We start from the raw sequence: 25,085 nt of genomic DNA, 5'->3' as shown, positions 1-25,085 counted from the left end.
CCCGCCACTCCCGGAAGGACCGCCACCATGAGCACCAAGCCCCCGTACCTGACCGGCCACTACACCCCCGTCGCCGACGAGATCACCGCCACCGGCCTCACCGTCGAGGGCACCCTGCCGCCCGAGCTGACGGGCCGTCTGATCCGCAACAGCCACAACCCCAAGCCGGGCATCACCCCCACCCACTGGTTCAAGGGCAGCGGCATGGTGCACGGCATCCGGCTCCGCGACGGCCGCGCCGAGTGGTACCGCAACCGCTGGGTGCACACCCCCGCCCTGGACGGCGCCCCGTACCTGACCGAGCACGGCCCCGACCTGACCGCCAGCACCGCCGGCACCCACGTGATCGAGCACGGCGGCCGGCTGCTGGCGCTCTCCGAGGCGGCCCTGCCGTTCGAGCTGACCCCCGGGCTGGAGACCGTCGGCGCCTTCGACTGGGAGGGGAAGCTCACCACCGCGATGACCGCCCACCCCAAGGAGGACCCGGCCACCGGCGAACTGCACTTCTTCGCCTCCGCGCCCCTCCCGCCGTACCTGGTCCACCACGTCTCCTCCGCCGACGGCAAGGAGCTGCGCAGCCAGGAGGTGCCGGGCGCGACCGCCGCGCTGAAGCACGACTTCGCCCTGACCGAGCGGTACGTGGTCTTCCTGGAGGGCTCGGTCACCTTCGACCCCGCCGAGCACTCCGGCATCCCGTACGGCTGGAGCGATACCCAGCCGTCCCGGATCGGGGTGATGCCGCGCGGCGCCGGCGGGGCGGCGCGGGTGCGCTGGTTCGACGTGGCGCCGGGGTACGCGATGCACCTGGCCAACGCCTACGAGGACGCCGACGGACGGATCGTCGTCGAGGGCCCGTCGGTGGGGCGGCAGGGCTGGCAGCGCTCCTGGAACTGGTGGGTCGGGGCGCCGGACCGCGGGGCCGAGCCCAACTCGGGCGCGTACGCGACCCGTTGGACGGTGGACCTGGCCACCGGCCGGGTGGCCGAGGAGCGGACGGACGACCTGGTGGTGGAGTTCCCGACCATCAACGACGCCCGCACCGGGCAGCACCACCGCTACCAGTACGCCCTCTCCTTCCCGGACGACCTCGGCATCGGCAACCACGCCCTGGTGAAGTACGACCGCAGCACCGGCGCCCGCCGGCTGCGCCCCTTCGGCACCGGGCAGCTCCCCAGCGAGGCGGTCTTCGTCGAGGCGGCGGACGGCGGCGGGGCCGAGGACGCCGGGTACCTGCTGACCGTCGTCAGCGACCTCAACACGGACGCCTCCCGGCTGCTGGTGGTCGACGCCTCCGACCTGGCGACGGTCGCCACCGTGCACCTCCCCCGCCGGGTCCCGGCCATGATCCACGGTTCCTGGATCCCGGACGCCGCACTGGCCGGATGACCCGGGAAAACCCCCGGAAGGCCTGCTGCGGCAAGGGCCTCCGACCCTGGCGCGCGCCGGGCCGGAGGCCCTCCGCACGCCGTCGCGCGCCTCCGCACGCCCGCTCGGCGACACCCTGCGCGGTTGGCTGACGGAGAGTCGGTAGGCTGATGCTCGTCCCAGCCGCGATAGCGGTGCCGCGCCAAGGAGGAACGACTGAGCATGCCAGGCCCCGACTCGGAAGCCGCAGCCGTGCGCGACGCCTCGCTGCCCGCCCGCGCCAAGATCGCCGTGACGGCCGGCCGGATGGCCGCCGCCCTGTCGCAGAAGGCCGGCCGGGGCAGTGGTTCGGTGATCGGCGGCAAGATCGCCCTCAAGCTCGACCCGGACCTGCTGGCGACCCTCTCCGACCACCTCGACGTGGTCCTGGTCTCGGCCACCAACGGCAAGACCACCACCACCCGCCTGATCGCGGAGGCCCTGCGCGCGGCCGGCCCGGTGGTCTCCAACGCCCTCGGCGCCAACATGCCGGCCGGCATCACCGCCGCCCTGGCCGGCGGCGGCGACGCCCGCTTCGGCGTGATCGAGGTCGACGAGAAGTACCTGGCCGGGGTCGCCCGCGACACCCGCCCCAAGGCCATAGCGCTGCTCAACCTCTCCCGCGACCAGCTGGACCGCGCCGCCGAGACCCGCATGATGGCGGAGAAGTGGCGCGAGGGCCTCAAGGACACCGACGCGGTGATCGTGGCCAACGCCGACGACCCGCTGGTGACCTGGGCCGCCTCCTCCTGCCGCAAGGTGGTCTGGGTGGCCGCCGGTCAGGCGTGGAAGGAGGACGCGTGGTCCTGCCCGTCCTGCGGCGGTGTGATGCAGCGTCCGGGCGACGACTGGTTCTGCCAGGACTGCGGCTTCCGCCGTCCGCAGCCCCACTGGGCGCTCCAGGGCACCCATGTGATCGACCCTCAGCGCGGCGCCTGGCCGATCCAGCTCCAGCTGCCGGGCCGGGCCAACCTCGCCAACGCGACCAGCTCGGCCGCCGTGGCCGCCGTCTTCGGCGTCGCCCCGCAGGTGGCGCTGCAGCGGATGCAGGCGGTCACCGCGGTGGCCGGCCGCTACGACGTGGTGCAGTACCTGGGCCGCGACGTCCGCCTGCTGCTGGCCAAGAACCCGGCCGGCTGGCTGGAGACCTTCTCGCTGATCGACCAGCCCCCGGCCCCGGTGGTGCTCGCGGTCAACGCGCTGGACGCGGACGGCACCGACACCTCCTGGCTCTGGGACGTGGACTACGAGCGCCTGTCCGGCCACCCGATCTTCGTGATGGGCCAGCGCAAGCTGGACCTCGCGGTCCGGCTGGAGGTCGCGGGCCTCCAGTTCCACGTGGTCGACACCCTGGAGCAGGCCGTCCAGATGGCCCCGCCCGGGCGGATCGAGGCGATCGCCAACTACACCGCGTTCCAGCAGCTCCGGAAGGCGGTGGCGAACTGATGTCGAACCCGTACCAGGACCCGAACTACACCCCCCAGGTCCACCCCCAGCAGCCCGCGCCGGCCGCACCGGCCCAGCCGCAGCAGCCGCCGCAGGCGCAGGCTCAGTACGGAAGGTCCCAGCGGATGACCGAGAGCACCCTGCGGCTGGTCTGGGTCTACCCCGACCTGCTGTCCACCTACGGCGACCGCGGCAACGCGCTCGTGGTGGAGCGCCGGGCCCGCCAGCGCGGGCTCAACGTCCAGCGGATCGACGTCCGTTCGGACCAGGCGGTGCCGACCAGCGGTGACATCTACCTGATCGGCGGCGGCGAGGACCGCCCGCAGCGGCTGGCCGCCGAGCGGCTGGCGGCGGACCAGGGCCTGGTCCGGGCGGCCGAGAACGGCGCGATCATCTTCTCGGTCTGCGCCGGGTACCAGATCCTCGGCCACGAGTTCCTCAACGACCGGGGCGAGCGCCAGCCGGGCCTCGGCCTGCTGGACGTCTGGACCGGCCGCGGCGAGGGCGCCCGCTGCGTCGGCGACGTGCTCGCCGAGACGGACCCCCAGCTGAACCTCCCTCAGCTCACCGGCTTCGAGAACCACCAGGGCGTCACTCACCTGGGCCAGGGCGTGCGGCCCTTCGCCACGGTGCAGGTCGGCAACGGCAACGGCACCGGTGACGGCACCGAGGGCGCCTGGCGGGACACCGTCTTCGGCACCTACCTGCACGGGCCCGTGATGGCCCGCAACCCCCAGGTGGCCGACATGCTCATCAAGTTGGCGCTGGACGTGAACGCGCTGCCGCCGGCCGACACCACCTGGTACGACGCGCTGCGCGCGGAGCGGATCGCGGCGGCCCGTCAGCCCGCCTGACCTGTCCGCTGGTTGGGCGGGGGCTGCTGCCCCCGCCCGATCCGGGCCAGAATAGAGACCTCGAACGCACACCCTCCTCGGCGTTCGGTGCAGTACCGCGGGGGCCACTTCAAAGGTGACGTGGCCCGCGTCGGCGCCTGCCCGGCCGGACACGGGCGCCTTTATGGTGGAAGTCCGGCTGTCCCATCTGCTCGGGAGTTGCAAAACAATGCGTATCGGAGTGCTGACCAGCGGCGGTGACTGCCCCGGCCTGAACGCCGTGATCCGTTCCGTGGTCCACCGGGGGGTGGTCGACCACGGCGACGAGATCATCGGTTTCCAGGACGGTTGGCGGGGTCTCCTGGAGGGTGTCCACCGCCCGCTGACCCTCGACTCGGTGAGCGGCATCCTGGCCCAGGGCGGCACCATCCTCGGCTCCTCGCGGGTCCAGCCGAGCCACCTGCGGGACGGTGTGGAGCGGGCCAAGCAGCTCTGCGCCGACCTCGGGATCGACGCCGTCATCCCGATCGGCGGCGAGGGCACGCTCAAGGCCGCGAAGCTGATGAGCGACGCCGGCCTGCCGGTGGTCGGCGTCCCGAAGACCATCGACAACGACATCGCCTGCACCGACGTCACCTTCGGCTTCGACACCGCCGTCTCGGTCGCCACCGAGGCGCTGGACCGGCTGAAGACCACCGCCGAGTCGCACCAGCGGGTCATGGTGGTCGAGGTGATGGGCCGTCACACCGGCTGGATCGCGCTCAACGCGGGCATGGCGGCCGGCGCCCACGCCATCGTGGTGCCGGAGCGGCCGTTCCACATCGACAAGCTGACCGAGGTCGTGGGCGAGCGCTTCGACCGCGGCAAGAAGTTCGCCATCGTGGTCTGCGCCGAGGGCGCCAAGCCCGAGCCCGGCTCCATGCACTGGGAGGAGGGCGTCAAGGACATCTACGGCCACGAGCGGTTCACCGGGATCGCCAACCAGCTCTCCCGCGAGCTGGAGCACCGCCTTGGCAAGGAGGCCAAGCCGGTCATCCTCGGCCACACCCAGCGCGGCGGCACCCCGACCGCGTACGACCGCGTCCTCGCCACCCGCTTCGGCTGGCACGCCGTCGAGGCCGCCCACAAGGGCGCCTTCGGCCACATCACCGCGCTCCAGGGCACCGAGATCAAGCTGGTCCCGCTGGCCGACGCGGTGGCCGACCTGAAGACCGTCCCGGCCGAGCGCTACACCGAGGCCGAGACCGTCATCTGACGCACCGTCGCACGCCGAAGGGCGGGCCTCCCTCCTGGGAGGCCCGCCCTTCGCCGCGCCCGGGGTCAGGCGACGGCGATGGCGTCGATCTCGAAGAGCATCCCCGGCAGGGCGAGCGCGGCGACCCCGGAGAGGGTCTGGGCCGGGGGCTCGTCCCCCCAGATGGCGGTGAGCTGCTCCAGCAGGACGCCGAGCTTCGCCAGGTCGTGGTCGACCACGTAGCTGCCGAGGCGGACGACGTTCTCGTACCCGAGGCCGACGGCGGCCAGCGCGGTGCCGAGGTTGGCCAGCGCGATCCGGACCTGCTCGGCGAAGTCGGCCTCGACCACCTTGCCCTCCGCGTCGGCGGCGTACTGGCCGGCGATGTAGGCGGTGCCATCGGCGGTGACGACGGCCTGGCTGTAGCCGAAGGCGGTGGGGTTGACGACGGTGTGCGGCATGGTTCTCTGCCCTCTCGATAACCTGGATGTTTTATGTCCGGAATATGGCTCCGAAGAACTCCCGCCCAGGGGACGGGAGTTCAGGCGTCGGCGAACCAGCGGCGGACCCGGCCCGGCACGCCCGGACTGCTCCGCTCCACCTGCGCCATCAGCTCGGCCAGCGTCTGCGCGGCCAGCTCCCGGCGCCAGGCCAGCTCGGCCCGGCCCATCGCCCGGTCGATCAGGCAACTCTCCGGCTCGCGTCCCGGCGCCTGCGCACCGGGCCCGCGCCCGATGATGTCGGCGCACCGGAAGGCCGGCTCCGGCCCCTCGATCGCCGCCACCACGTCCATCAGCGTGATCCGCTCCGGCTCCCGGGCCAGCCGGAAGCCGCCCCTCGGGCCGGAGACCGAGCTGACGATGCCGGCCCGGGCCAGCGCCTGGAGCTGCTTGTTCAGATAGGCGGGCGGCAGTTCGTAGTAGGCCGCCAGCTTCACCGCGGGCAGCGCCCGGGCACCCTCGACCCAGACCAGGTTGAGGCAGCAGTGCAGTGCCCACTCGACGCCCTCGCTCATCTTCACAACCTGGACCCTACATGTCCAGAATAGCGGCGGCAAGCGCGCCCTGACGGCCCGTCGGCCACCCGGCGGTTAGCGTACGAGGAGAGCCAGCCACGACCGACCGGAAGGACACAGGCCCGATGGAGATCCTCGCCTACGGAGTCCAGGCCGACGAGCAGCCGATGCTGCGCGCCGCCTTCGAGGACGGCCACCGGCTGCGCACCCTGGCGGTCTTCCTCAACGCCGACACCGCCCCGCTGGCCGCCGGCTACCCGGCGCTGAGCACCAGCGTCAACTGCGAGCTCGACGCCGAGGTGCTCGGCCTGCTGGCCGAGGGCGGCACCAAGCTGATCGCCCAGCGCTCCACCGGCTTCAACAACATCGACCTGGAGGCCGCGGCGGAGCTCGGCCTGACCGTCTCCCGGGTCTCCTACTACTCCCCCTACGCGGTGGCCGAACACGCCTGGACCCTCGCCCTCGCGGTCAACCGCCGCCTCTCCCGCGCCGCCAACCGCTCCCGCGAGTTCGACTTCCGGCTGGACGGGCTGATGGGCCGTGACGTCCACGGCATGACGGTCGGGGTGATCGGCACCGGCAAGATCGGCGAGTGCTTCGCCCGGATCGCGGCCGGCTTCGGCACCGAGCTGCTCGGCTGGGACATCGCGGAGAACCCGGCCTGCCGGGAGCTCGGCATGACCTACGTCCCCCGGGAGGAGCTGCTGGAGCGCAGCGACCTGATCAGCCTGCACGTCCCGCTGCTCCCCGACACCCACCACCTGATCGACTCGGCCGCGCTGGCCCGGATGAAGGACGACGCCATCCTGGTCAACTCCAGCCGGGGCGGCCTGGTGGACACCGCCGCCCTGGTCGAGACCCTGCGCGAGGGCCGCCTCGCCGGGGTCGGCCTGGACGTCTACGAGGAGGAGACCGGCGTCTTCTTCTACGACCGCTCCATGGAGGGCATCGGCGACGACGTGCTGGCCCGCCTGATCAGCTTCCCGCAGGTGCTGGTCACCTCCCACCAGGCCTACTTCACCCGCACCGCCGTCGGCCAGATCATCGACGCCACCCTCCGCAACGTCGACGACTTCCAGGCCGGCCGCCGCAGCGAGAACACCCTGGTCCCGACGGGCGGCAGGTGAGCCGAGGACCGCGCTCCTCCTGGCCTTGACGGGCCGGGAGGGGTACACCTGGGCACATGGCTCCGAATTCGGACCCGCCCGGGAGCGACGCCGGGACCGACGCCGTCACCGGCTCCGACGGCCGGCGCCGACGGTGGCGGCCCCGGCTGGTCCCGCGCACCGTGGCGGGCCAGGTCTTCGTCCTCCAGCTCGTGATCGTGCTCCTGCTTGTGGTCACGATCGGCGTGGAGTCCGTGGTGCGGGCGCAGCGCGACAGCGCGAACGAGGCCCGGCTGCGCTCCCTCGCGGTGGCCGAGACCTTCGCCAGCTCGCCCGGTCTGGTCGAGGCCCTGCGCTCCCCCGACCCGACCGCCGTGCTCCAGCCGAAGGCCGAGGCGGCGCGGATCGGGTCCGGGGTCGACTTCGTGGTCGTGCTGAACACCGACGCGATCCGCTACACCCACCCCATGACCGACCGGATCGGCAAGAAGTTCGTCGGCACCACGGCGCCGGTGCTCGCCGGCGAGTCGATCACCGAACAGGTCAACGGCACCATCGGTCCGCTGGTGCAGGCCGTGGTCCCGGTGCGCGACGACGGGGGGCAGGTGGTCGGCATGGTCTCGGCGGGCATCAGGATCAGCCGGGTCAGCGACAGCGCCGAGCGGCAGCTGCCCGTGCTGCTCGGCAGTGCCGCCGCCGCCCTCGCCCTGGCCACCCTCGGCGCCGCCCTGGTCAGCCGCCGGCTGCGCCGGCAGACCCGCGGCCTCGGGCCCTCCGAGATGACCCGGATGTACGAGCACCACGACGCGGTGCTGCACGCGGTCCGCGAGGGCGTGCTGATCCTGGACCGGGACGGCCGGCTGCTGCTGGCCAACGACGAGGCCGAGCGGCTGCTGGGGTTGCCCGCCGACGCCGAGGGCCGACGCGTCGGCGAGCTCGGGCTCGACCCCCGCGCGGCCGAGCTGCTCGCCTCCGGACGGCCCGTCACCGACGAGGTGCTGGCGGCCGGGGAGCGGCTGCTGGCGGTCAACGTCCGGCCCACCGACCGGCACGGCGGCCCGCCCGGGCTGGTGGCCACGCTGCGCGACACCACCGAGCTCCGCGCCCTCTCCGGGAAGGCCGAGCTGGCCCGCGACCGGCTGGAGCTGCTCTACGGGGCGGGCCTGGCGGTCGGCACCACGCTGGACGTGACGCGGACCGCCCAGGAGCTGGCCGAGCTGGCCGTCCCCGCCTTCGCGGACCACGTCACGGTGGACCTGGCCGAGCCCGTGCTCCGCGGCGAGGAGCCCCCGGCCGGGGCGCCGATGCGGCGGGCGGGGCTGAGCCCGGCCGGCCCCGGGAGTCCGTTCATCCCGCTGGGCGAACCGGTCCCGCTGGTCCCCGGCACACCGCGCGCCCGTAGTCTGGGCAGCGGGCACGCGGTGGCCGAGGCCGACCTCGACGCGACCCTGACCGCCTGGAGCGCGCACAGCCCGCAGCACGCGCGGCTGGTGCGCGAGCACGGCGTCCACGCCATGCTCGCGGTGCCGCTGCAGGCCCGGGGCGTGGTGCTGGGGATCGCCACCTTCTGGCGGGCCGGGCCGCGGGAGCCCTTCGACCCGGAGGACACCGCGCTCGGCGAGGGTCTGGTGGCCCGGGCCGCCGTCGCCATCGACAACGCCCGCCGCTACACCCGCGAGCACACCATGGCCGTCACCCTCCAGCGCAGCCTGCTGCCGGGCGGGCTGCCCGAGCAGGACGCCCTGGAGGTGGCCCGCCGCTACCTGCCCGCGCAGGCCGGTGTCGGCGGCGACTGGTTCGACGTCATCCCGCTGCCCGGGGCCCGGGTCGCACTGGTGGTCGGCGACGTGGTCGGGCACGGGCTGCACGCCGCCGCCACCATGGGACGGCTGCGCACAGCGGTGCACAACTTCTCCTCCCTCGACCTGCCGCCGGACGAACTCCTCGGCCTGATGGACGACTTGGTCAACCGGATCGACCAGGAGCAGTCCGCCGACCACGACAAGGCGCCGATCACCGGAGCCACCTGCCTGTACGCGGTCTACGACCCGGTCTCGCGGCGCTGCACCGTGGCGCGGGCCGGGCACCTGCCGCCGGCGGTGGTCCACCCCGACGGCACGGTGGAGTTCCCGGACGTCCCCGCCGGCCCCCCGCTCGGCCTGGTCGGCCTGCCCTTCGAGACGGCGGAGCTGGACCTGCCCGAGGGCTCCAAGCTGGTCCTCTACACCGACGGCCTGGTCGAGGTCCGCGGCCACGACATCGACCGCGGGCTCGACCAGCTGGCCGCCGCCCTCGCCCGCCCGGACCGCGACCCGGAGCAGACCTGCGAGGACGTGCTCGGCGCCCTGCCGTCCACCGCCCCGACCGACGACGTCGCCCTGCTGGTCGCCCGCACGCGCGCCCTGACCGACCGTCAGGTCCGGGTCTGGGACGTGCCCGCGGAGCCCACCGCCGTGCGCACGGTCCGCGCGGAGGTGGCGCGGCTGCTGACCGACTGGGGCCTGGACGAGCTCGCCTTCACCACCGAACTGATCCTCAGCGAGCTGGTCACCAACGCCATCCGCTACGGCCGCGCCCCGATCAAGGTCCGTCTGCTCCGCACCCGCACCCTGGTCTGCGAGGTCTGGGACGGCAGCGGCACCTCCCCCCACCTGCGGTACGCGGCCACCACCGACGAGGGCGGGCGCGGGCTCTTCCTGGTCGCCCAGTGCTCCGACCGCTGGGGCACCAGGTACACCGGCAGCGGCAAGGTCATCTGGGCCGAGCAGCGGCTGCCCTGATCAGCGGACCGTCAGGGTGCCCTTCATGGTGGTCGGGTGCAGCGTGCAGAAGAAGGGGTAACTCCCGGGCGTGGACGGGGCGGTGATGGTCTTGGACTGCCCCCGGGAGAGGGTCCCGGTGTCGAAGCCGCCGCTGCCCGTCGCGGTGAGCGTGTGCGGGGTGCCGTCCTGGTTGGTCACGGTGATCCTGGCCCCCGGCGCGACGGTGAGCTCGGCCGGGGTGAAGGTGAAGTCGCGGATGACGACGGTGGTGACGGTCGCCGCCGTGGAGGCGCCGGCCGACGGGCTCGCCGAAGCCGAAGCCGAGGCCGTTGCGGAAGCGGAGGCGGTGGCCGTGGCGGAGCGGGAAGCCGACGGGCTGGCCGAGGCCGTGGCGGCGGGGGTGGGCGTCGTACTGGGCCCGCCCCCGCCGTCCTTGTCGTCCGAGCAACCCGCCGCCCCGAGCAGGAGCACAGCTGCGGCCGCGGCGCACCGACGGGCACGGCCGGTGGTAGGGCGGATCGGCATCGGATCATCCTCCGGGGTGCGGCCTGGGTCGGGCCGGACCATCAGCGCACACCCGACGTGCCGTCACGCCGCCGCCCCTCCGACCGCGGCCGAAGTTCACCCGACCGGCGGGTGGGGTCAGCGCTGGAGGGCCGTGTTCAGGGTCTGCCAGAGCGGCTTGGTGGCGTAGGGGATCATGTCCTCGGCGTAGTACCACCAGAAGTGGCCGCCCACGTAGTAGGGAAGGTCGATCTTCAGGCCGTAGTAGTACGTCAGCATGGCCTGGGCCGCCGCCTGGGTGGAGGAGGTCGCGGCGTCGGGGAGGCCGATCTCGCCGAAGCCGAGCTTGGCGTTCGGGTAGAGCGCGTGCAGCTGCTGGAAGTAGGAGGTCCAAGTCGCCGCGCTGGGGCGGATGTTGTTGCACTGACCCTCGTAGTAGCTGAGGGTCACGTAGTCCAGGCCGTTGCGCATGTCCTCCGGGACGTACTGCCTGGTGAAGGCCAGCGGGTCGAGCTCCGAGGGGCCGTTGCCGCAGCCGATGTCGTAGTAGAGGGTCAGCGCGCTGCGCTTGCCGGCCGCCTCGACCTGGCGGTAGGCATCGGTGATCTTGGTGGAGACGTCGGCGTAGCTACCGAGCCAGTTGCCGTTGACCTCGTTGCCGATCTCCCAGACGTCCACCTTGCCGCCGAAGGCGTTCAGGTACTGGGCGACGCGGTCGTGGTAGGCCTGGGGCGAGAAGCTCTTGACGAACTCGGAGTCCAGGATCTCGCCCATGAGGTAGCTGACGGGCTGGAGTTGGTCGACCGCCGCGCTGTAGGAGCTCGGGCCCTCGGTCTCGTCGAAGACCAGGCGGGTGGTCGGGGTGCGCGCCAGGTGGCGCGAGGAGTCCACGATGGCGGAGAGCTTGGAGACGTCGTCGACGGTGACGCCGTAGAGCGGGTCCGGCAGCGCGCGCATGCCTGCGGGCGTGGTGGGCGCCACCGTCGGGGTCGGGCTCGGGGTGGGCGTTGGCGTGAGGGTCGGGCTCGGGGTCGGGGTGGGCGTCGGCGTCGGCGTCGGACTCGGCGTCGGCGTCGGACTCGGCGAGGGCGTCGGCGTGGGGGTGGGGCTGGGCGTCGGGGTGGGAGTCGGCGCCGTGCCCACGGTCAGGGTGTGGGTGGGCAGGTTGTGCCAGCGGCCGTCGAGGCCCCGCCAGCGGCCGAACTCCGTGTAGGTGCCGGCCGGCAGGTCGAGTGCGCCGGTGGTGACGGTGGTTCCGCTCGGGCAGATCCGGACGTTCCGGGCCGCGCCGGGGAAGTCGGTCCGGCGGCCGGCCGCGTCGCGGACGGCGACCCCGACGCTGTCCGCGGTGAAGCAGCGCGAGGAGTGCACGGCGAGCGAGGCCGTGACCGAGGGTCCGGTGACCGCCGGGGCCGGGGTGATCCGGTCCTCGACGACGGTCGGACCGCTGGCGGACGCCTGGGTGCTGACCAGGAGGGGAAGGGCGAGCAGGCCGGCTGCGGCCACCGCGCCGACCCGTACAGGGGTGGCAGAAAAGCGCATGGACAGGTTCCTCTGCGACGCCTGCGAGGTGAGCTGTCGGGTTCGGACCGGAGGTACGGCCCGGCCGCGGCTGTGGGAGCGGCTTCACCCCGAGCCTGCGGCGGCCACCGCGAACGCACGGGCGCTGGCGGGGGGCAGCAGGCGGCTGACCTGGTTCCCCCGCTCCCGTCCGTGTCCGTGCTCGAAAGACCACCGGCGGGTGGACGGGATTCGGCGGCCCACCGGAGGGGCCCGCGCGGAGCGGGCGACTCGGAGCAGGCTAGCAGCCGTTCCGACGCGTACAAGTCAGTGAGCGGTGCTGTAGCGCAGCTCACAGACCGGACGCGCCGGTTCAGGCCGTCCGGTGCCGGGAACGCAGACCGGCCGGGGTGGGGCGGAAGCCGCAGGCCCCCTCGTAGAAGCCGGCGTTCTCCGGCTCGTAGTCCACGTGCACCCAGTCGCAACCGGCGCGGAAGGCCTCCTCGGCCACCGCGTCGACCAACCGCTTTCCGATGCCGAGGCGTTGGTGGTCGGGGTGGACGGCGGTGTCCAGCACGAAGGCGTGCCTGCCGCCGTCCCAGACCGCGTGGACGAAGCCGACCAGACGGTCGGCCTCGAAGGCACCGACCCAGGTGAGGCTGTGCCGCTCCAGCCGACTCGCCCACGGCGTGACGCCGGGCCCGGCGTCCGCGCCGAACGCCCGCGCGTGCAGCTCGGACAGCTCCCGGTCGTCGACTCCGAACCGAACCCTCAACTCGACTACGGCCACGCTGATGTCACTCGCCCTCTCGCTCGACGCCCGTCGGGCGACGGCGACCAGCCTAGGGGCGGTCAGCGGGTGCCCGTGACGCGGAGGGAGGCCCGGAGGGTGGTGCCGTCCGTGCTGGTGGCCAGGATGCGGCCGGAGCGGTGCCAGTAGGTGACCGCGTCCGCGTGCTGCCGCAGCCCCGGGGCATGACGGAGGTCGGCCCCGGGGAAGTGGACGGTCGCCGCCGGGACGGCGCTCGGACCGCTGCCCGCGTGGAGCAGGATGCCGGTGCCCGCGGCGTCGATGGCCGGGAGGGCCCAGTGGTCGCCGTCACCGATCGGGCCGGACGGCTCGGCGGCCGCGAGCCGGTGGCCGGGGCCGGTGCCGGTCACCAGCCGCAGGACGGTGCTGTCGTCGTCCGACGGTCCGTCGGCCTCGGGCAGCTCGGCGGCGAGCAACCCCCCGGCCGCCAAGGGGACGGACTGCAGCGGCTGGTAGCCCTCCAGCCGCTGCCGGGAGCGCAGTTGCCAGCCCGGCAGCTCCCAGTGCCAGAGTTCGAGCAGGGGTGAGCCGTCGGGCAGCGCCGACGCCACGACCGCCGCGCAGCCGTCGGCCGAGCGGGCCACGTCGCTCACCAGCCTCTCCTCGCGCCCGAGTTCGCGCCAGACCGCGGTCGGTCCGGAGGCGAGGGCGTCCAGCACCACGATGCCGTCGCCGTCAGCGGTGATCAGGTGGCGGCCGTCGTAGGAGCGGGCCATCCGGGAGGCGCGCAGGGTCGTCCAGGGCCGGACGGTGTGGGTGGCGAGGTCCAGCCGCGAGACCTCGCGGGTCTGCCCGTAGGAGGCCACCAGCAGGGCGGACCCGCCGTGGTCGGCGAGCACCAACTGGTCGGCGGGCACGTCCCAGTGGGCCTTGGTACGACCGTCCGGGGTGAGCAGCCGCACGCCCGCCTGGCCGCAGGCGACCAGGACGGAGCCGGAGACCAGCAGGGCGGCGTCCAGCACCGGCAGCGTGCCGGGGCGGTCGGCGGCAGTGTGCCCGACGGCCCCCGAGGCGCCGCGCGTGGCCGGTCGGCGGCGTGGCTTGGCGAGGTCGGCCGCCACCAGCGGGTCGGCCCGACCGAGCAGCCGTTGGTGACGGGCCCGCTCCTCCCGCTCGGGGAGGGTGCCGCCGAGGCCGCCGTCGCGGACCACCGCGCGGGCCGCCGCCGTGGCCAGCTCGCGGTCCACCGCCGGGTCGGCGGCGGGCAGTTGGGCCAGCCCGGCGGCCAGCACCGAGCGGCCGGTGAGGGCCGGGTCCCCCGTACTGTCGAGCACGGCCAGCGCGAGTGCCCGGGTGGCGTCGCCCGCGCCCAGCGCCAGCAGGTAGGGCAGGGCGCGGCTGCGGGTCGGGCCGCCGAGGGCGACCGCCGCGCTGAGGTCGGCGGCGGCCGAGGGGCGCAGGGCCGGGTCCGGCCAGAGTGCCTCGGCCGCTCCCAGCCGGTCGCCGGACGCGCGACGGTCCTCCGCCCAGGCAGAGCGCAACTCCCGTGCCGCGTCCGGGTCTTCGGCCGAGAGCAGCTCCACGGCGCGGGCGAAGACGCCGGTCCGGTGGGCCGTCCGGACGGCGCGGGTGCGTTCGCCCGCTCGCCACCAGAGGCGGACCACCAGATCGGCGGCGAGCCCGCGGCCCTCGGCCAGTTCGGCGGCCGCCGTCAGCCGCCCGTGCCGGGCCAGCAGCCCGACCGCCTCAGCGGGGGCGTCCAGCAGGTCGGCCAGGACGTAGGCCGCTTCGTCGATCCGGCCCGACCGCTCCAACTGCTCGGCGGCGCCGCGGTAGAGCGCGGCGAGGTGCTGGTGCACGTCAGGACCGGAGAGCACGGAGGTGCCGCCCGGCCCGTCGGCGCGGGGCGTGGCACGCAGCTCGCCGGCATGGCGCCGGGGCAGACCGAGGGTGAGCCAGGACTCCTCGCCCGCCGCCCTCCCGCCGGAGAGCCGGATCGCGTCGCGCAGCGCGTCCTCGTACTGGTGCTGCTCGAACGCCCGGGTCAGCTCACGCAGGTAACGGGCCTGGCGGCCGCGGACCAGTCCGCCCGCCGTGCGCATCGTCAGGCGCGCCAGCAGCGGCGCGAACAGCGGCCGGCGCGGCTTCGCCCGGGCTGCGGCCGACGCTCCGTCAGCCGCCGTCGCGCCGGACGCGGCCTGGGCGGAACCGGCTGCCGGCAGGACCCACCCGGAACGCAGCCACGCCCGGAGGGAGGCGAAGAGCGGTCGGCCGGGCCGTGCGCCGACCGGAGCCGACGCTCCGTCAGCCGCCGCCGGAACCGTCCCGGCCACCTCCGCGGCCCGAGCGGCGCGCCAGGAGCGCACGCACACCACGGCGAAAGCGACCAGCAGGCCCAGCCCCCAGCTGGGAAGGCGCTGGGCGGAGGCCGCCGAGGTGAGGACCACCCAGAGGAGCGGCAGCAGCAGGATGATGACGGGGATGGCTGCCACAACCCGGGCCCGCCGGTGACCGCCCCGCCGTGGCTGCCGTGGCTGCCGTGCCGACCGCGGCCGGTGGTCCGGGCGCTCCGCCGTCAGCCGCCGGGCCCGTGCGGTCGGAGGTGCGATGCGGGCCGCCGCACGCAGGTCGGGGCGCGGCCGTTCGGGCAGGGCCTCCGCCACCGGCGCTGCCTCGGGTACGGCGGGGCCGAGCGGCCGCGGGCGGTGCACCGTGAGCCCGGTGAGGTCCAGGCGCTCCGCCGGGTCCAGCGGGGCGAGTGCCGCGACCGCGAGGGTGGTCGTCGACCCGCCTGCGGCGAGGGCGAGTTGTCCGGCGGAGACGTCAGGGGCGTCCGCCCCAAGCGTGGCGGAGCCTCCGGCGGGAGTGCGCAGCACGGGCAGTCCCGGGGCCCGGTCGGCCCGGACCTCCACCGGGGCCGCCAGGGTGAACAGCCAGCGGCCGTCCGGCAGTCGACGCAGGTCGGCCCCGTCGGTCCAGAGTTCGAGCACGCGCGCGGTGGCCTCGTCCTCACCGATCACGGGCACGTCGAGGACGTAACCGGTGGCCGTGACGACGGCGCGGAACGCCGCCTCGGGGGTGGCGGTCATTCGACGCCTCCGATCAGGAACTGGACGCGCCCGGTGGTCACGTCACCGACCACGATCCGGCCGGGTCGGACCTCGGCGGCGATCAGCGGCCGGGTCGGGTGGACGGTGGGCTCCCCGGTGCCGCCGGAGAAGCGGGTCAGCGTCCGCACGCCGTCCGACCGCACGCTCCGCACGAGGTGACCGCTGCGGCTGACGGTGACCAACGCGGGCCGTGCCCCGGGGACCAGCCCGATCACCTCGGCCCGCTCGCGGAAGGCGAGGTGGTCGACGGCGCCGTCGGCGGCGCGCACCGTCCAGGTCCGGCTGTCCCGCGACCAGGCCTGGGTTCCGGCGCTGTGCAGGAAGTGGAACCGGCCGCGCGCCTCCTCGTGCACCTGGCCCTCGAAGAGCCGCGGGTCGCGGCACAGGAGGAAGGGCGTGCGGTCGCGGTTGCCATGGCCGATCGGGCCGTGGTCAGTGGCCCCGCCGTCCGGGCCGAGCCGCCACCACCGGCCGCCGAGCGGGAACTCCAGGTCCCCGCTCCGGAACAGCACCGGCAGCACCGGCCCGGCGAGCAGCTCGTCCAGCCGGGCGGGACCGAGGCCGAAGGTGGCGAGCTCGGTGGAGTAGCCGCCGGCGTCGGCGAGCTGACGGCCGATCACGTGGGTGGTGAGCCGCTCGCCCTCGACGCACAGGGCGAAGAGGCGGCGGCCGGTCCGCCCGGCGGCGAGCACCGGGCCGGGGAAGTCGTGGCGACGCATCCGCAGCGGTGTCGCGGTTCCTCCGCCGTGGTTCGGCAGGTTGACGGCGAGCAGGGTGCCGGGCCGGGCTCCCCTGGCGAGCAGGGTCCGGGCGTCGGTGGTGAAGACGGGCTGGGTCGCGTGCCCGGCCGGGCTGGCGGCGTCCACCGGGGCGGCCGGAGCCGGGCCCCGGCGGAACTCGGCCCCGCGCAGCGCTCGGACCGCGATCGGGCCTGCGGGCAGCGGAAGTTCGGCCGTCGTGCCGTCGATCCCGACCAGCACGCGGCCCGCACCGTCGGCGGTCCAGGCAGCGGGCTCGCTGGTGAGCACACCGGGGCGCGGCGGGATCCGCTCGGCCAGCCGGGGCGAGGTCAGCAGCCACGCGCGGTCGGCCGCGTCCAGGGCCTCCAGCGCCTCGGCCACGTCCTCGGGCGTCGGGTCCTCGGAGCGGCGCGCGGCCAGCCAGGCGGGCAGCAGGTCGGCGGGCTCGCCCGTCAGCCGGCGGCCGGAAGGATCGCCGAGCACCCGGACGACCAGTTCGGCACCGTGCGCGGCCGCCCGGCGGTGCAGGACGAGCAGCGCGGCGAGCTGCACCAAGCGCCCGGCACCCGCCTGAGCGGGCCCGGCGTCGACCAGCGCGACCATCCGGCCACGCACCGCAGGGGTGGTGAACTCCGCTGCGGTGTAGAGGAGTTCACCGTCCACCAGGCGGCGCAGGAACTCCTCCGGACACTCCTCGGCGAGCAGCCATTCGGACGGCAGCAGCCGCTCGGGATGTCCCGCGCGGGCCAGCCCGCCGAGACCGTCGGGCTCTCCGTGCTGGTCGGCCACCGGCGCGTGGTCGGCGATCAGGGAGTCCAGGCGGCGCAGCAACGGGCCCAGGGCGAGGGCGAGTTCGGGCGAGAGCGCGGAGAGGGCGCCGGCCCACGGGGCGAGGGCGGCGGGCAGTCGGGAGTCGGTCACCGGGCGGCCCTCCGGGCGGGCTCGACGTGCCGCTGGGCACATCCGCGGCGGGTCACGGGGTGCCATCCGCTCCGCCGTCGGGCCCGGTGCCCGTCGACACGGTGTACGGGTCGAGCACCTCGGCGGAGCCGAGCGGCACCGGCGGGTCGGCGATCAGCGCACGGCCGGGGACCAGGACGCACAGCTGCCCCTCCGCCGCACCGAGGGCCCGTCGCCAGAGTGCGGCGGCCGGGGCGGGGCGGGCGGTGGTGGGGGTCAGCAGGCCCTCGTCCTGGGCGAGGTAGCGCACGCCGTCCGCCCACGGCAGGTCCGCCTCGGCGCCGAGCACCAGCAGCGAGCGCTCGGCGGCCGGCAGGCCGGGGCCGTCGTCGGCGAGCACGGCGAGCCGCGCCCCGGCCCGGATCCGCTCCCGGGCCGCGAGCGCCAGGCCGGGCACGGCGGCCCCGAGCGCGAGGACGGCGACGGACGGCAGCGGCGGCTCACGGCGCTCCCAGCGCAGCGCGAAGGCCTGACGGGACGACGACCCGGGCGGCCCGGCGGGCGGCGGGGGCGAGGCGGGCGCCGTCCGCGGGGCGGGTACTGACGACTGCTCGGGAGTCACGAGGGCGAGACCGCCGCGACCAGCTCGGCGCGTATCCCGGCCAGCGCGGCGGGCAGGGCAGCCGGGTCGAAGCCCGCGTCGATCTCCCGCAGGGCGGCCTCCAGCCGCAGCCGTGAGTCCCGCCCCTCGGGCAGGTCGCGGTGCTCGGCGAGCAGGGCGGCACCGGCGTGGGCCAGCCGCTCCGCGCGGGCGGCCGTGCTGCGGGAGAGCTCCTCGGCGGCGTGCACCATACTGCCGTTGGCCGACTTCTCCACCAGGTCCGCGAGGACGTCCCGGGCCAGCGCCTGGGCGTCGGCGGTCGGGGCGACCAACGGGAGCACCCAGAGGTCGCGCGCGGAGGCCACCGTCCGGCCGTCCAGCACCGCGGCGGCCGCGACCAGCTTCTGCGAGCGCACCGCCCGCCGGTCGCTGATCGGCACCCCGGCGGCGCGGAGCCGCCGCAGCGCCGTCGCGACCAGCGGGGTGGCCTCGTCGAGGTCACAGGCCCGGGCCGCGGCGGCCAGCCGGTCGACGGCGGCGAGCAGGCCCGGTCCGCCGTCCCGCGGAGCCGGCACGGCGGGGCGGCGTCCGGCCTCCAGCAGCTCCTCCAGCCGGGAGTCGGCCACCGGCTCGACGAACACCCGGGCCAGGAAGCGGTCCGCGAAGGCGGCCAGCGCCGGGTCCTGCGGCAGGTGGTTGGCCGCGCCCACGCAGATCCGCAGCGGGCTGGCGAGCACCGTCCGGCCACGGCGGAACACCCGCTCGTTGAGCAGGCCGAGCAGGGTGTTCAGCACCGCGGTGGATCCGAGGAAGACCTCGTCCAGGAAGGCGATCTCGGCCTCGGGGAGCATCCCCTCGGTCTCGTACTCGACCCGGCCCTCGCGCAGCCCGCGCAGGTCGACCGGCCCGAACAGCTCGTTCGGTTCGGTGAACCGGCCGAGCAGGTACTCGAAGTAGCGGCCGCCGAGCTGACCGGCCATCCGGCGGACGGCCTCGGACTTCGCGGTGCCCGGCGCACCGACCACCAGCAGGTGCTCCCCCGCGACGGCGCAGAGCACGACGACCTCGGCCACCGACTCACGGCCGAGCAGCCCCCGGCCCGCAGCGCGGACGGCGGCCGCGATCAGTTCGGCGTCGGCGGCCGTCGGTACGGCTCCGGGTTCGGCGGGGAAGGTCTGGTCGGTGTTGATCTCGGTCACGAGCACGGGAGTCTACGGGGGCATCCGCAGTACCCACCAGCACGTTTTCGTCACATCCTCCGCACACCCACCACCCTTGGGGTGGTGGGTGCGGCCGGCCGCCGGCCCGGCGAGCGCGCGGGCGGAGCGGGCCTCCCGGGTCGGCGAGCGGAGCGGCCGGGGTGGGGAGCGAGCGCCGTCCGCTGAGCCCCCAGCGCTTCCGTGAGCCGTCCCGCCCACCTGGACCGGCCGGGCCCGCTCGGCGACCCTCCGTTCACGGGGCAGCCACCGCCCCGTGCGACGGACCTGACCCGGGGGGATCACGTGAGACCGACCGTACTGGACACCACCGGAGCCCGACTCTTCGAGCAGGCCGAGGAGTTGCGGGCCGCCGGCCCTGCGGTCCGGGTCTCGCTGCCCGGCGGCCTGACCGCCTGGTCGGTCAGCCGGGGCGAGCTGGTGCGCCGGCTGCTGGTGCACCCGGACGTCTCCAAGGACGCCCGCAAGAGCTGGCCCGGCTACCGGCCGGGCGCCGTCCCGTGGCTGACGGTCTGGGTGGACCTGGTCTCGATGTTCACCAGCGACGGCCCCGACCACCACCGCCTGCGCTCGCTGGTCGGCCAGGCCTTCACCCCGCGCCGGATCAACGCGCTGCGCCCCGCCGTCGAGCGGATCACCTCCGAACTGCTGGACGCCATGGCCGGTCTGCCGCAGGGTCAGGAGGCCGACCTGCGGGCCCTGTTCGCCTACCCGCTGCCGACCAGGGTGATCTGCGACCTGTTCGGCGTGCCGCAGGAGCAGCGCCCCGCCATGCTCCGGGTGATCGACCGGGTGCTGGACACCACCGTCACGCCCGAGGAGGCCGAGCGGATCGGGTACGAGCTCTTCGCCGCGATGGACCGGCTGATCACGGCCAAGCGCGAGCGGCCCGGCGACGACCTGACCAGCGTGCTGCTGGCGGTGCACGGCGAGGACGGCGACCGGCTCGGCGAACAGGAGTTGGTCTCCACCCTGATCCTGCTGATCGGGGCCGGCTCGGAGACCACCGTCTCGCTGATCGGCCACGCCGCGCAGGCCCTGCTCGCGCACCCGGCGCAGCTGGCCGCCGTGCTGGCCGACCCGACCCGCTGGGACGACGTGATCGAGGAGACCCTGCGCCTGCACTCCCCCGTGATGCACCTGCCGCTGCGCTACGCCACCGCCGACATCGACCTGGAGGGCGAGACCGTCCGGGCCGGGGACCTGCTGATCCTGGCGTTCGGCGCGCACGGCCGGGACCCCGAGGTGCACGAGCGCCCGGGCGAGTTCGACATCGACCGGGCCGACAAGCAGCACCTGGCCTTCGGTCACGGCGTCCACTACTGCCTGGGCGCCCCGCTGGCCCGCCTGGAGGCCAAGGTCGCGCTGCCCGCGCTGTTCGCCCGCTTCCCCGGGCTGCGCGCGGCCCCGGGCGGGGAGTCCAGCCCCACCCAGCCCTCCTTCATCACCACCGACCGGCTGAGTCGCCCCGTCCTGCTGGCCTGATCCGCCTCCGCCCGTCGGGCGCCCGCACCCCGTCCCGGGTGCGGGCGCCCTCGCGCGGACGGACCATGAAAGCCGAGGAGCGCGGTGGCCATGACGAACGAAGCACCCCCTGCGGCCGCGGACGACCTGGTCGTGCTGAGCGGAGTCGACAAGCACTTCGGCGAGCTCCACGTCCTGCGGGACATCGACCTGACGATCGCCCGGGGGGAGGTCGTGGTCGTGATCGGCCCCTCCGGCGGCGGGAAGTCCACGCTCTGCCGCACGGTCAACCGCCTGGAGACCATCGACTCCGGCACCATCACCATCGACGGGAAGCCGCTGCCGGCCGAGGGCCGGGCGCTGGCCGCCCTGCGGGCCGACGTCGGGATGGTCTTCCAGTCCTTCAACCTCTTCGCCCACAAGACCGTGCTGGGCAACGTGACGCTCGGTCAGGTGAAGGTCCGCAAGAAGGACCGGCGGAGCGCGGAGGCCCGGGCGCGGGAGCTGTTGGAGCGGGTGGGCGTGGCGGCCCAGGCGGAGAAGTACCCGGCCCAGCTCTCCGGCGGCCAGCAGCAGCGGGTGGCGATCGCCCGGGCGCTGGCGATGGACCCGAAGGTGATGCTCTTCGACGAGCCGACCTCCGCCCTCGACCCGGAGATGATCAACGAGGTGCTGGAGGTGATGCGCCAACTCGCCCGGGACGGCATGACGATGGTCGTGGTCACCCACGAGATGGGCTTCGCGCGGACCGCGGCCAACCGCGTGGTCTTCATGGCCGACGGCTCCATCGTCGAGCGCGCCGAGCCCGAACAGTTCTTCACCGACCCGCGCAGCGAACGGGCCAAGGACTTCCTCTCCAAGATCCTGCACCACTGACGGACCCCGACCGGCAGGGATGATCACCATGACGCACCGCAAGACAGCCCTCGCGGCGGCGGCCGCGCTCCTCCTCCCCCTCGCGCTGGCCGGCTGCGGGGACGACACCAAGGACGACGCCGGCGGCGGCAGTCACAAGATCACCGTCGGCATCAAGTTCGACCAGCCCGGCATCGGCCTGAAGACCCCGGACGGCACCTACACCGGCTTCGACGTGGACGTCGCCACCTACGTCGCCAAGCAGCTGGGCCACGACCCGAAGGACATCGTCTGGAAGGAGGCCAAGAGCGCCGACCGCGAGAGCCTGCTCCAGCGCGGGGACGTGGACTTCATCGCCGCCTCCTACTCCATCACCCCGGCCCGCTCCGAGAAGGTGGACTTCGCCGGCCCCTACCTGCTGGCCCATCAGGACGTGCTGCTGCGCGCGGACGACACCTCCATCACCCAGCCCGCCGACCTGAACAGCAAGAAGCTCTGCTCCGTCACCGGCTCCACCTCGGCGCAGAACGTCAAGACCAAGCTCGCCCCGCAGGCCCAGCTCCAGGAGTACGGCGGGTACTCGGAGTGCCTGACCGGGCTGGAGAACAAGGTGGTGGACGCGCTGACCACCGACGACTCGATCCTGGCCGGCTACGCCTCGCAGGCCCAGTTCAAGGGCAAGTTCAAGCTCGGCGGCTTCAAGATGAGCAACGAGAACTACGGCATCGGCGTCCAGAAGGGCAGCGCGCTCAAGGGCCAGATCGACACCGCGCTGCAGAAGATGGTCTCCGACGGCTCCTGGGACAAGGCCGTGCAGAAGAACTTCGGCCCGGCGAACTACAAGAACGAGCCCGCGCCGCAGATCGGCGTGGTCGTCCGCTGAGGCGGCTCCGGTGTTCGACTTCCTCGACGGCTACGACCTGCTCGGCGCCTTCTGGGTGACGGTGCAGCTGACGCTGTACGCCGCCCTCGGCTCCCTGGTCTGGGGCACGGTGCTGGCCGCGCTGCGGGTCAGCCCGCTGCCCCTGATGCGCGGCTTCGGCACGGCGTACGTGAACGTGGTCCGCAACATCCCGCTCACCGTGATCATCGTCTTCACCTCGCTGGGCCTGTTCCAGACCCTGGGCGTCTCGCTCGGCGCCGACGACTTCACCTCCGTCAACTTCCGGCTGGCGGTGCTCGGCCTGACCGCTTACACCTCCGCCTTCGTCTGCGAGGCGGTGCGGGCCGGGATCAACACGGTGCCGGCCGGCCAGGTCGAGGCGGCCCGCGCGCTCGGCCTGACCTTCCCCCAGGTGCTGCGGCTGGTGGTGCTGCCGCAGGCCTTCCGCTCGGTGGTCGGCCCGCTGGCCAACGTGCTGATCGCGCTCACCAAGAACACCACGGTGGCCGCCGCGATCGGGGTCGCCGAGGCGGCCGCGCTGATGCGGGAGATGATCGAGAACGAGGCCCAGCTGATCCTGATCTCCGCGGTCTTCGCCTTCGGCTTCGTCTGCCTCACCCTGCCCGCCGGGCTGTTCCTGGGCTGGGTGGGCCGAAAGGTCTCGGTGAAGCGGTGAAGTCCCCCTCCGAGTCCCCCTCGCCCCTCTACGACGTGCCGGGCCCCCGGGCCCGGCGGCACAACCGGCTGCTGGCGGTGGCGTTCCTGCTGGCGCTCGGCGGGCTCCTCTGGTGGGTCGTCAGCTCCCTGGCCGCCAAGAACCAGCTGGAGTGGGAGAAGTGGCGGCCGTTCTTCGCCGACGGCCGGGCCTGGGAGACCTACCTGCTGCCCGGGCTGGAGAACACCCTGATCGCCGCCGCGCTGGCGATGGCGATCGCCCTCCCGCTGGGCGCGCTGTTCGGCATCGCCCGGCTCTCCGACCACCGGTGGGTGCGGCTGCCCGCCGGGGTGGTGGTGGAGTTCTTCCGCGCGGTGCCGGTGCTGATCCTGATGCTCTTCGCCAACGCCGCCTACTCCGAGTTCACCGACGTGAGCCCGGACAGCCGCCCGCTGTACGCGGTGGTCACCGGCCTGGTCCTCTACAACGCCTCGGTGCTGGCCGAGATCGTCCGGGCCGGCATCCTCGCCCTGCCCAAGGGCCAGAGCGAGGCGGCGATGGCGATCGGGCTGCGCAAGGGCCAGGTCATGCGCTCGGTGCTGCTGCCGCAGTCGGTGACGGCGATGCTGCCGGCCATCGTCAGCCAGCTGGTGGTGATCGTGAAGGACACCGCGCTCGGCGGCGCCCTGCTCGGCTTCTCCGAGCTGCTCGCCTCCGTCCGCCCGATGAGCGCCAACTACGGGGCCAACACCATCGCCAGCTTCACCATCGTCGCCGTCCTCTTCGTGATCCTCAACTTCGCCCTCACCACCTTCGCCGCCTGGCTGGAGCGCCGGCTGCGCCGGGGCCGCCGCTCCACCGGCGCGGTGGTAGCCGCCGGAGCCGTGGAGGACCTGGCCGTCCCGGGCGACCACCTCGACAGGCCGTGACGCCCCCGGGTGCGGCGGGCGGATAAGCGGCGCCTAGGCTGACCCTCGAAGCAAAATCGGACGAACCGGACCTGACGGGCCGTCCGGCAGTGACGAGGGAAAGCAGGACCCGCCGATGGGCGACGGTATGACCGGGATGGACCACTCCGGGATGCACCACGGCGGGATGGAGCCGCTCGGCCCCTTCACCCCCGGCTCGGCGCTGGTCTGGTCCACCGACTGGCCGTTCCTGATCGGCTGCCTGCTGGCGCTCGCCCTGTACGGCGCGGGCGTGGTCCGCCTGGTGCGGCGCGGCGACCGCTGGCCGGTCGGCCGCACGCTGGCCTGGGTGCTGGGCGTCGGCACCGTGCTGCTGGTGACCAACACCGGGCTGAACGACTACGGCATGGCCCTGTTCAGCGCCCACATGATCCAGCACATGGTGCTCTCCATGCTCTCGCCGATCCTGCTGCTGCTCGGCGCCCCGATCACCCTGGCGCTGCGCTCGCTGCGCCCGGCCCCCAAGGGCAGCGGCCGCGGCCCGCGCGAGCTGCTGGTCGCGGTGCTGCACAGCCGGTACGTGCGGATCGTCTCGCACCCGGCGGCCACCATCCCGCTCTTCGTGGCCAGCCTGTACGCGCTCTACTTCACCCCGCTGTTCGACTTCCTGATGCAGTACCGGATCGGGCACATCGGGATGATGGTGCACTTCCTCGCGGTCGGCATGCTGTTCTTCTGGCCGATCATGGGCGTGGACCCGGGTCCGAACCGGCCGGGGTACGTGATGCGGATCATCGAGCTGTTCATGGGGATGCCGTTCCACGCCTTCTTCGGCGTGGCGGTGATGATGGCCACCCACCCGCTGGTGAAGACCTTCGACGGCGCGATGGCGCCGCCCGGCACCGACCTGCTGAACGACCAGAAGATCGCCGGCGGCATCACCTGGGCGTTCGGCGAGATCCCGACCGCGATCGTGCTGATCGCGCTCACCCTCCAGTGGGCCAAGTCCGAGGAGCGCCAGGCCCGCCGCCGCGACCGCAAGGCGGACCGCGACGGCGACGCCGAGCTGGCGGCGTACAACGCCTACCTGGCCTCGCTCGACAAGCGCGGGCAGCGCGCGGCCGAGGCCGGCTGACGCCGCGTCACCCCCAGGGCCCAGGGCCCCCGTCACGGACCTTCCGCGGCGGGGGCCCTTCG

Annotated in this window: 21 protein-coding genes and 1 riboswitch; of the genes, 12 read left to right on the top strand and 9 right to left on the bottom strand. The window is 74.1% G+C overall.

Annotated elements, in window-relative coordinates; all coding sequences use genetic code 11:
* Positions 1-27: 27 nt before the first annotated feature.
* The 4 genes from ACWCYY_RS05555 (at position 28) to ACWCYY_RS05540 (ending at position 4,938) form a co-directional block, all read left to right on the top strand.
* Positions 28-1,386, top strand: a complete 1,359-nt coding sequence (locus ACWCYY_RS05555; RefSeq protein WP_449795198.1) for a carotenoid oxygenase family protein — start codon at positions 28-30, stop codon at positions 1,384-1,386.
* A gap of 201 nt (positions 1,387-1,587) precedes the next feature.
* Positions 1,588-2,850, top strand: a complete 1,263-nt coding sequence (locus ACWCYY_RS05550; RefSeq protein WP_345286727.1) for a MurT ligase domain-containing protein — start codon at positions 1,588-1,590, stop codon at positions 2,848-2,850.
* A 125-nt stretch (positions 2,851-2,975) separates the two neighbouring features.
* On the top strand, positions 2,976-3,704 hold the full coding sequence (locus tag ACWCYY_RS05545; protein ID WP_345286740.1) for a type 1 glutamine amidotransferase: 729 nt from the start codon (positions 2,976-2,978) through the stop codon (positions 3,702-3,704).
* Positions 3,705-3,912: 208 nt separating this feature from the next.
* A complete protein-coding gene (locus ACWCYY_RS05540) occupies positions 3,913-4,938 on the top strand; it encodes a 6-phosphofructokinase (protein ID WP_345286729.1) in 1,026 nt (341 codons plus the stop codon).
* Positions 4,939-5,003: 65 nt separating this feature from the next.
* Here ACWCYY_RS05540 and ACWCYY_RS05535 read toward each other — a convergent pair whose 3' ends face one another.
* Together ACWCYY_RS05535 and ACWCYY_RS05530 are read right to left on the bottom strand one after the other, a co-directional pair.
* Entirely contained in the window at positions 5,004-5,378 is a 375-nt protein-coding gene (locus tag ACWCYY_RS05535) for a RidA family protein (RefSeq protein ID WP_345286731.1), read from the bottom strand.
* An 80-nt stretch (positions 5,379-5,458) separates the two neighbouring features.
* Positions 5,459-5,932: an RrF2 family transcriptional regulator gene (locus ACWCYY_RS05530; RefSeq protein ID WP_449795366.1), complete on the bottom strand. Its 474-nt coding sequence runs from the start codon at positions 5,930-5,932 to the stop codon at positions 5,459-5,461.
* 125 nt (positions 5,933-6,057) lie between these two features.
* Between ACWCYY_RS05530 and ACWCYY_RS05525 the strand changes: the two genes are divergently transcribed.
* Both ACWCYY_RS05525 and ACWCYY_RS05520 read left to right on the top strand, forming a co-directional pair.
* Positions 6,058-7,059: a 2-hydroxyacid dehydrogenase gene (locus ACWCYY_RS05525; RefSeq protein ID WP_345286735.1), complete on the top strand. Its 1,002-nt coding sequence runs from the start codon at positions 6,058-6,060 to the stop codon at positions 7,057-7,059.
* Positions 7,060-7,115: 56 nt separating this feature from the next.
* Positions 7,116-9,818: a SpoIIE family protein phosphatase gene (locus tag ACWCYY_RS05520; protein WP_449795197.1), complete on the top strand. Its 2,703-nt coding sequence runs from the start codon at positions 7,116-7,118 to the stop codon at positions 9,816-9,818.
* Here ACWCYY_RS05520 and ACWCYY_RS05515 read toward each other — a convergent pair whose 3' ends face one another.
* The 7 genes from ACWCYY_RS05515 to ACWCYY_RS05485 form a co-directional block, all read right to left on the bottom strand.
* Entirely contained in the window at positions 9,819-10,325 is a 507-nt protein-coding gene (locus tag ACWCYY_RS05515; protein ID WP_449795196.1) for a cupredoxin domain-containing protein, read from the bottom strand.
* A 117-nt stretch (positions 10,326-10,442) separates the two neighbouring features.
* Positions 10,443-11,846 carry a hypothetical protein gene (locus ACWCYY_RS05510; RefSeq protein WP_449795195.1) on the bottom strand — a complete coding sequence of 468 codons (1,404 nt, stop codon included), beginning with the start codon at positions 11,844-11,846 and terminating at the stop codon, positions 10,443-10,445.
* Positions 11,847-11,849: 3 nt separating this feature from the next.
* Positions 11,850-11,986: riboswitch (cyclic di-AMP (ydaO/yuaA leader) on the bottom strand.
* 191 nt (positions 11,987-12,177) lie between these two features.
* Positions 12,178-12,594 (bottom strand): GNAT family N-acetyltransferase, encoded by a 417-nt coding sequence (locus ACWCYY_RS05505; protein WP_345280840.1) that lies wholly within the window; start codon positions 12,592-12,594, stop codon positions 12,178-12,180.
* Positions 12,595-12,656: 62 nt separating this feature from the next.
* Complete coding sequence (locus ACWCYY_RS05500) at positions 12,657-15,644, bottom strand: bpX6 domain-containing protein (RefSeq protein ID WP_449795194.1); 2,988 nt, start codon at positions 15,642-15,644, stop codon at positions 12,657-12,659.
* Complete coding sequence (locus ACWCYY_RS05495; protein ID WP_449795193.1) at positions 15,641-17,326, bottom strand: hypothetical protein; 1,686 nt, start codon at positions 17,324-17,326, stop codon at positions 15,641-15,643. Before ACWCYY_RS05495 ends, ACWCYY_RS05500 begins: the two co-directional genes overlap by 4 nt.
* Positions 17,327-17,378: 52 nt before the next feature.
* Entirely contained in the window at positions 17,379-17,927 is a 549-nt protein-coding gene (locus tag ACWCYY_RS05490; RefSeq protein WP_449795192.1) for a bpX5 domain-containing protein, read from the bottom strand.
* Positions 17,924-19,105, bottom strand: coding sequence for an AAA family ATPase (locus ACWCYY_RS05485; protein WP_449795191.1), 1,182 nt, complete (start codon positions 19,103-19,105; stop codon positions 17,924-17,926). The genes ACWCYY_RS05490 and ACWCYY_RS05485 overlap by 4 nt, the downstream gene beginning before the upstream one ends.
* A gap of 303 nt (positions 19,106-19,408) precedes the next feature.
* On the opposite strand from ACWCYY_RS05485, the gene ACWCYY_RS05480 reads away from it, so the two are divergent.
* The 6 genes from ACWCYY_RS05480 (at position 19,409) to ACWCYY_RS05455 (ending at position 25,023) form a co-directional block, all read left to right on the top strand.
* Positions 19,409-20,608 (top strand): cytochrome P450 family protein, encoded by a 1,200-nt coding sequence (locus tag ACWCYY_RS05480; protein WP_449795190.1) that lies wholly within the window; start codon positions 19,409-19,411, stop codon positions 20,606-20,608.
* Positions 20,609-20,698: 90 nt separating this feature from the next.
* Complete coding sequence (locus ACWCYY_RS05475) at positions 20,699-21,463, top strand: amino acid ABC transporter ATP-binding protein (protein WP_380148467.1); 765 nt, start codon at positions 20,699-20,701, stop codon at positions 21,461-21,463.
* 28 nt (positions 21,464-21,491) lie between these two features.
* Entirely contained in the window at positions 21,492-22,325 is an 834-nt protein-coding gene (locus ACWCYY_RS05470) for a glutamate ABC transporter substrate-binding protein (protein WP_345280851.1), read from the top strand.
* A 10-nt stretch (positions 22,326-22,335) separates the two neighbouring features.
* Positions 22,336-23,001 (top strand): amino acid ABC transporter permease, encoded by a 666-nt coding sequence (locus ACWCYY_RS05465; protein ID WP_345280854.1) that lies wholly within the window; start codon positions 22,336-22,338, stop codon positions 22,999-23,001.
* Positions 22,998-23,909 (top strand): amino acid ABC transporter permease, encoded by a 912-nt coding sequence (locus tag ACWCYY_RS05460; RefSeq protein ID WP_449795189.1) that lies wholly within the window; start codon positions 22,998-23,000, stop codon positions 23,907-23,909. Before ACWCYY_RS05465 ends, ACWCYY_RS05460 begins: the two co-directional genes overlap by 4 nt.
* 136 nt (positions 23,910-24,045) lie before the next feature.
* Complete coding sequence (locus ACWCYY_RS05455) at positions 24,046-25,023, top strand: cytochrome c oxidase assembly protein (protein WP_449795365.1); 978 nt, start codon at positions 24,046-24,048, stop codon at positions 25,021-25,023.
* The last annotated feature ends 62 nt before the right edge of the window (positions 25,024-25,085 follow it).

The sequence above is a fragment of the Kitasatospora sp. NPDC001664 genome (assembly GCF_053596675.1).
The sequence above is the reverse complement of the archived record's forward strand: the minus strand, read 5'-3'. Positions and strand labels throughout refer to the sequence as shown.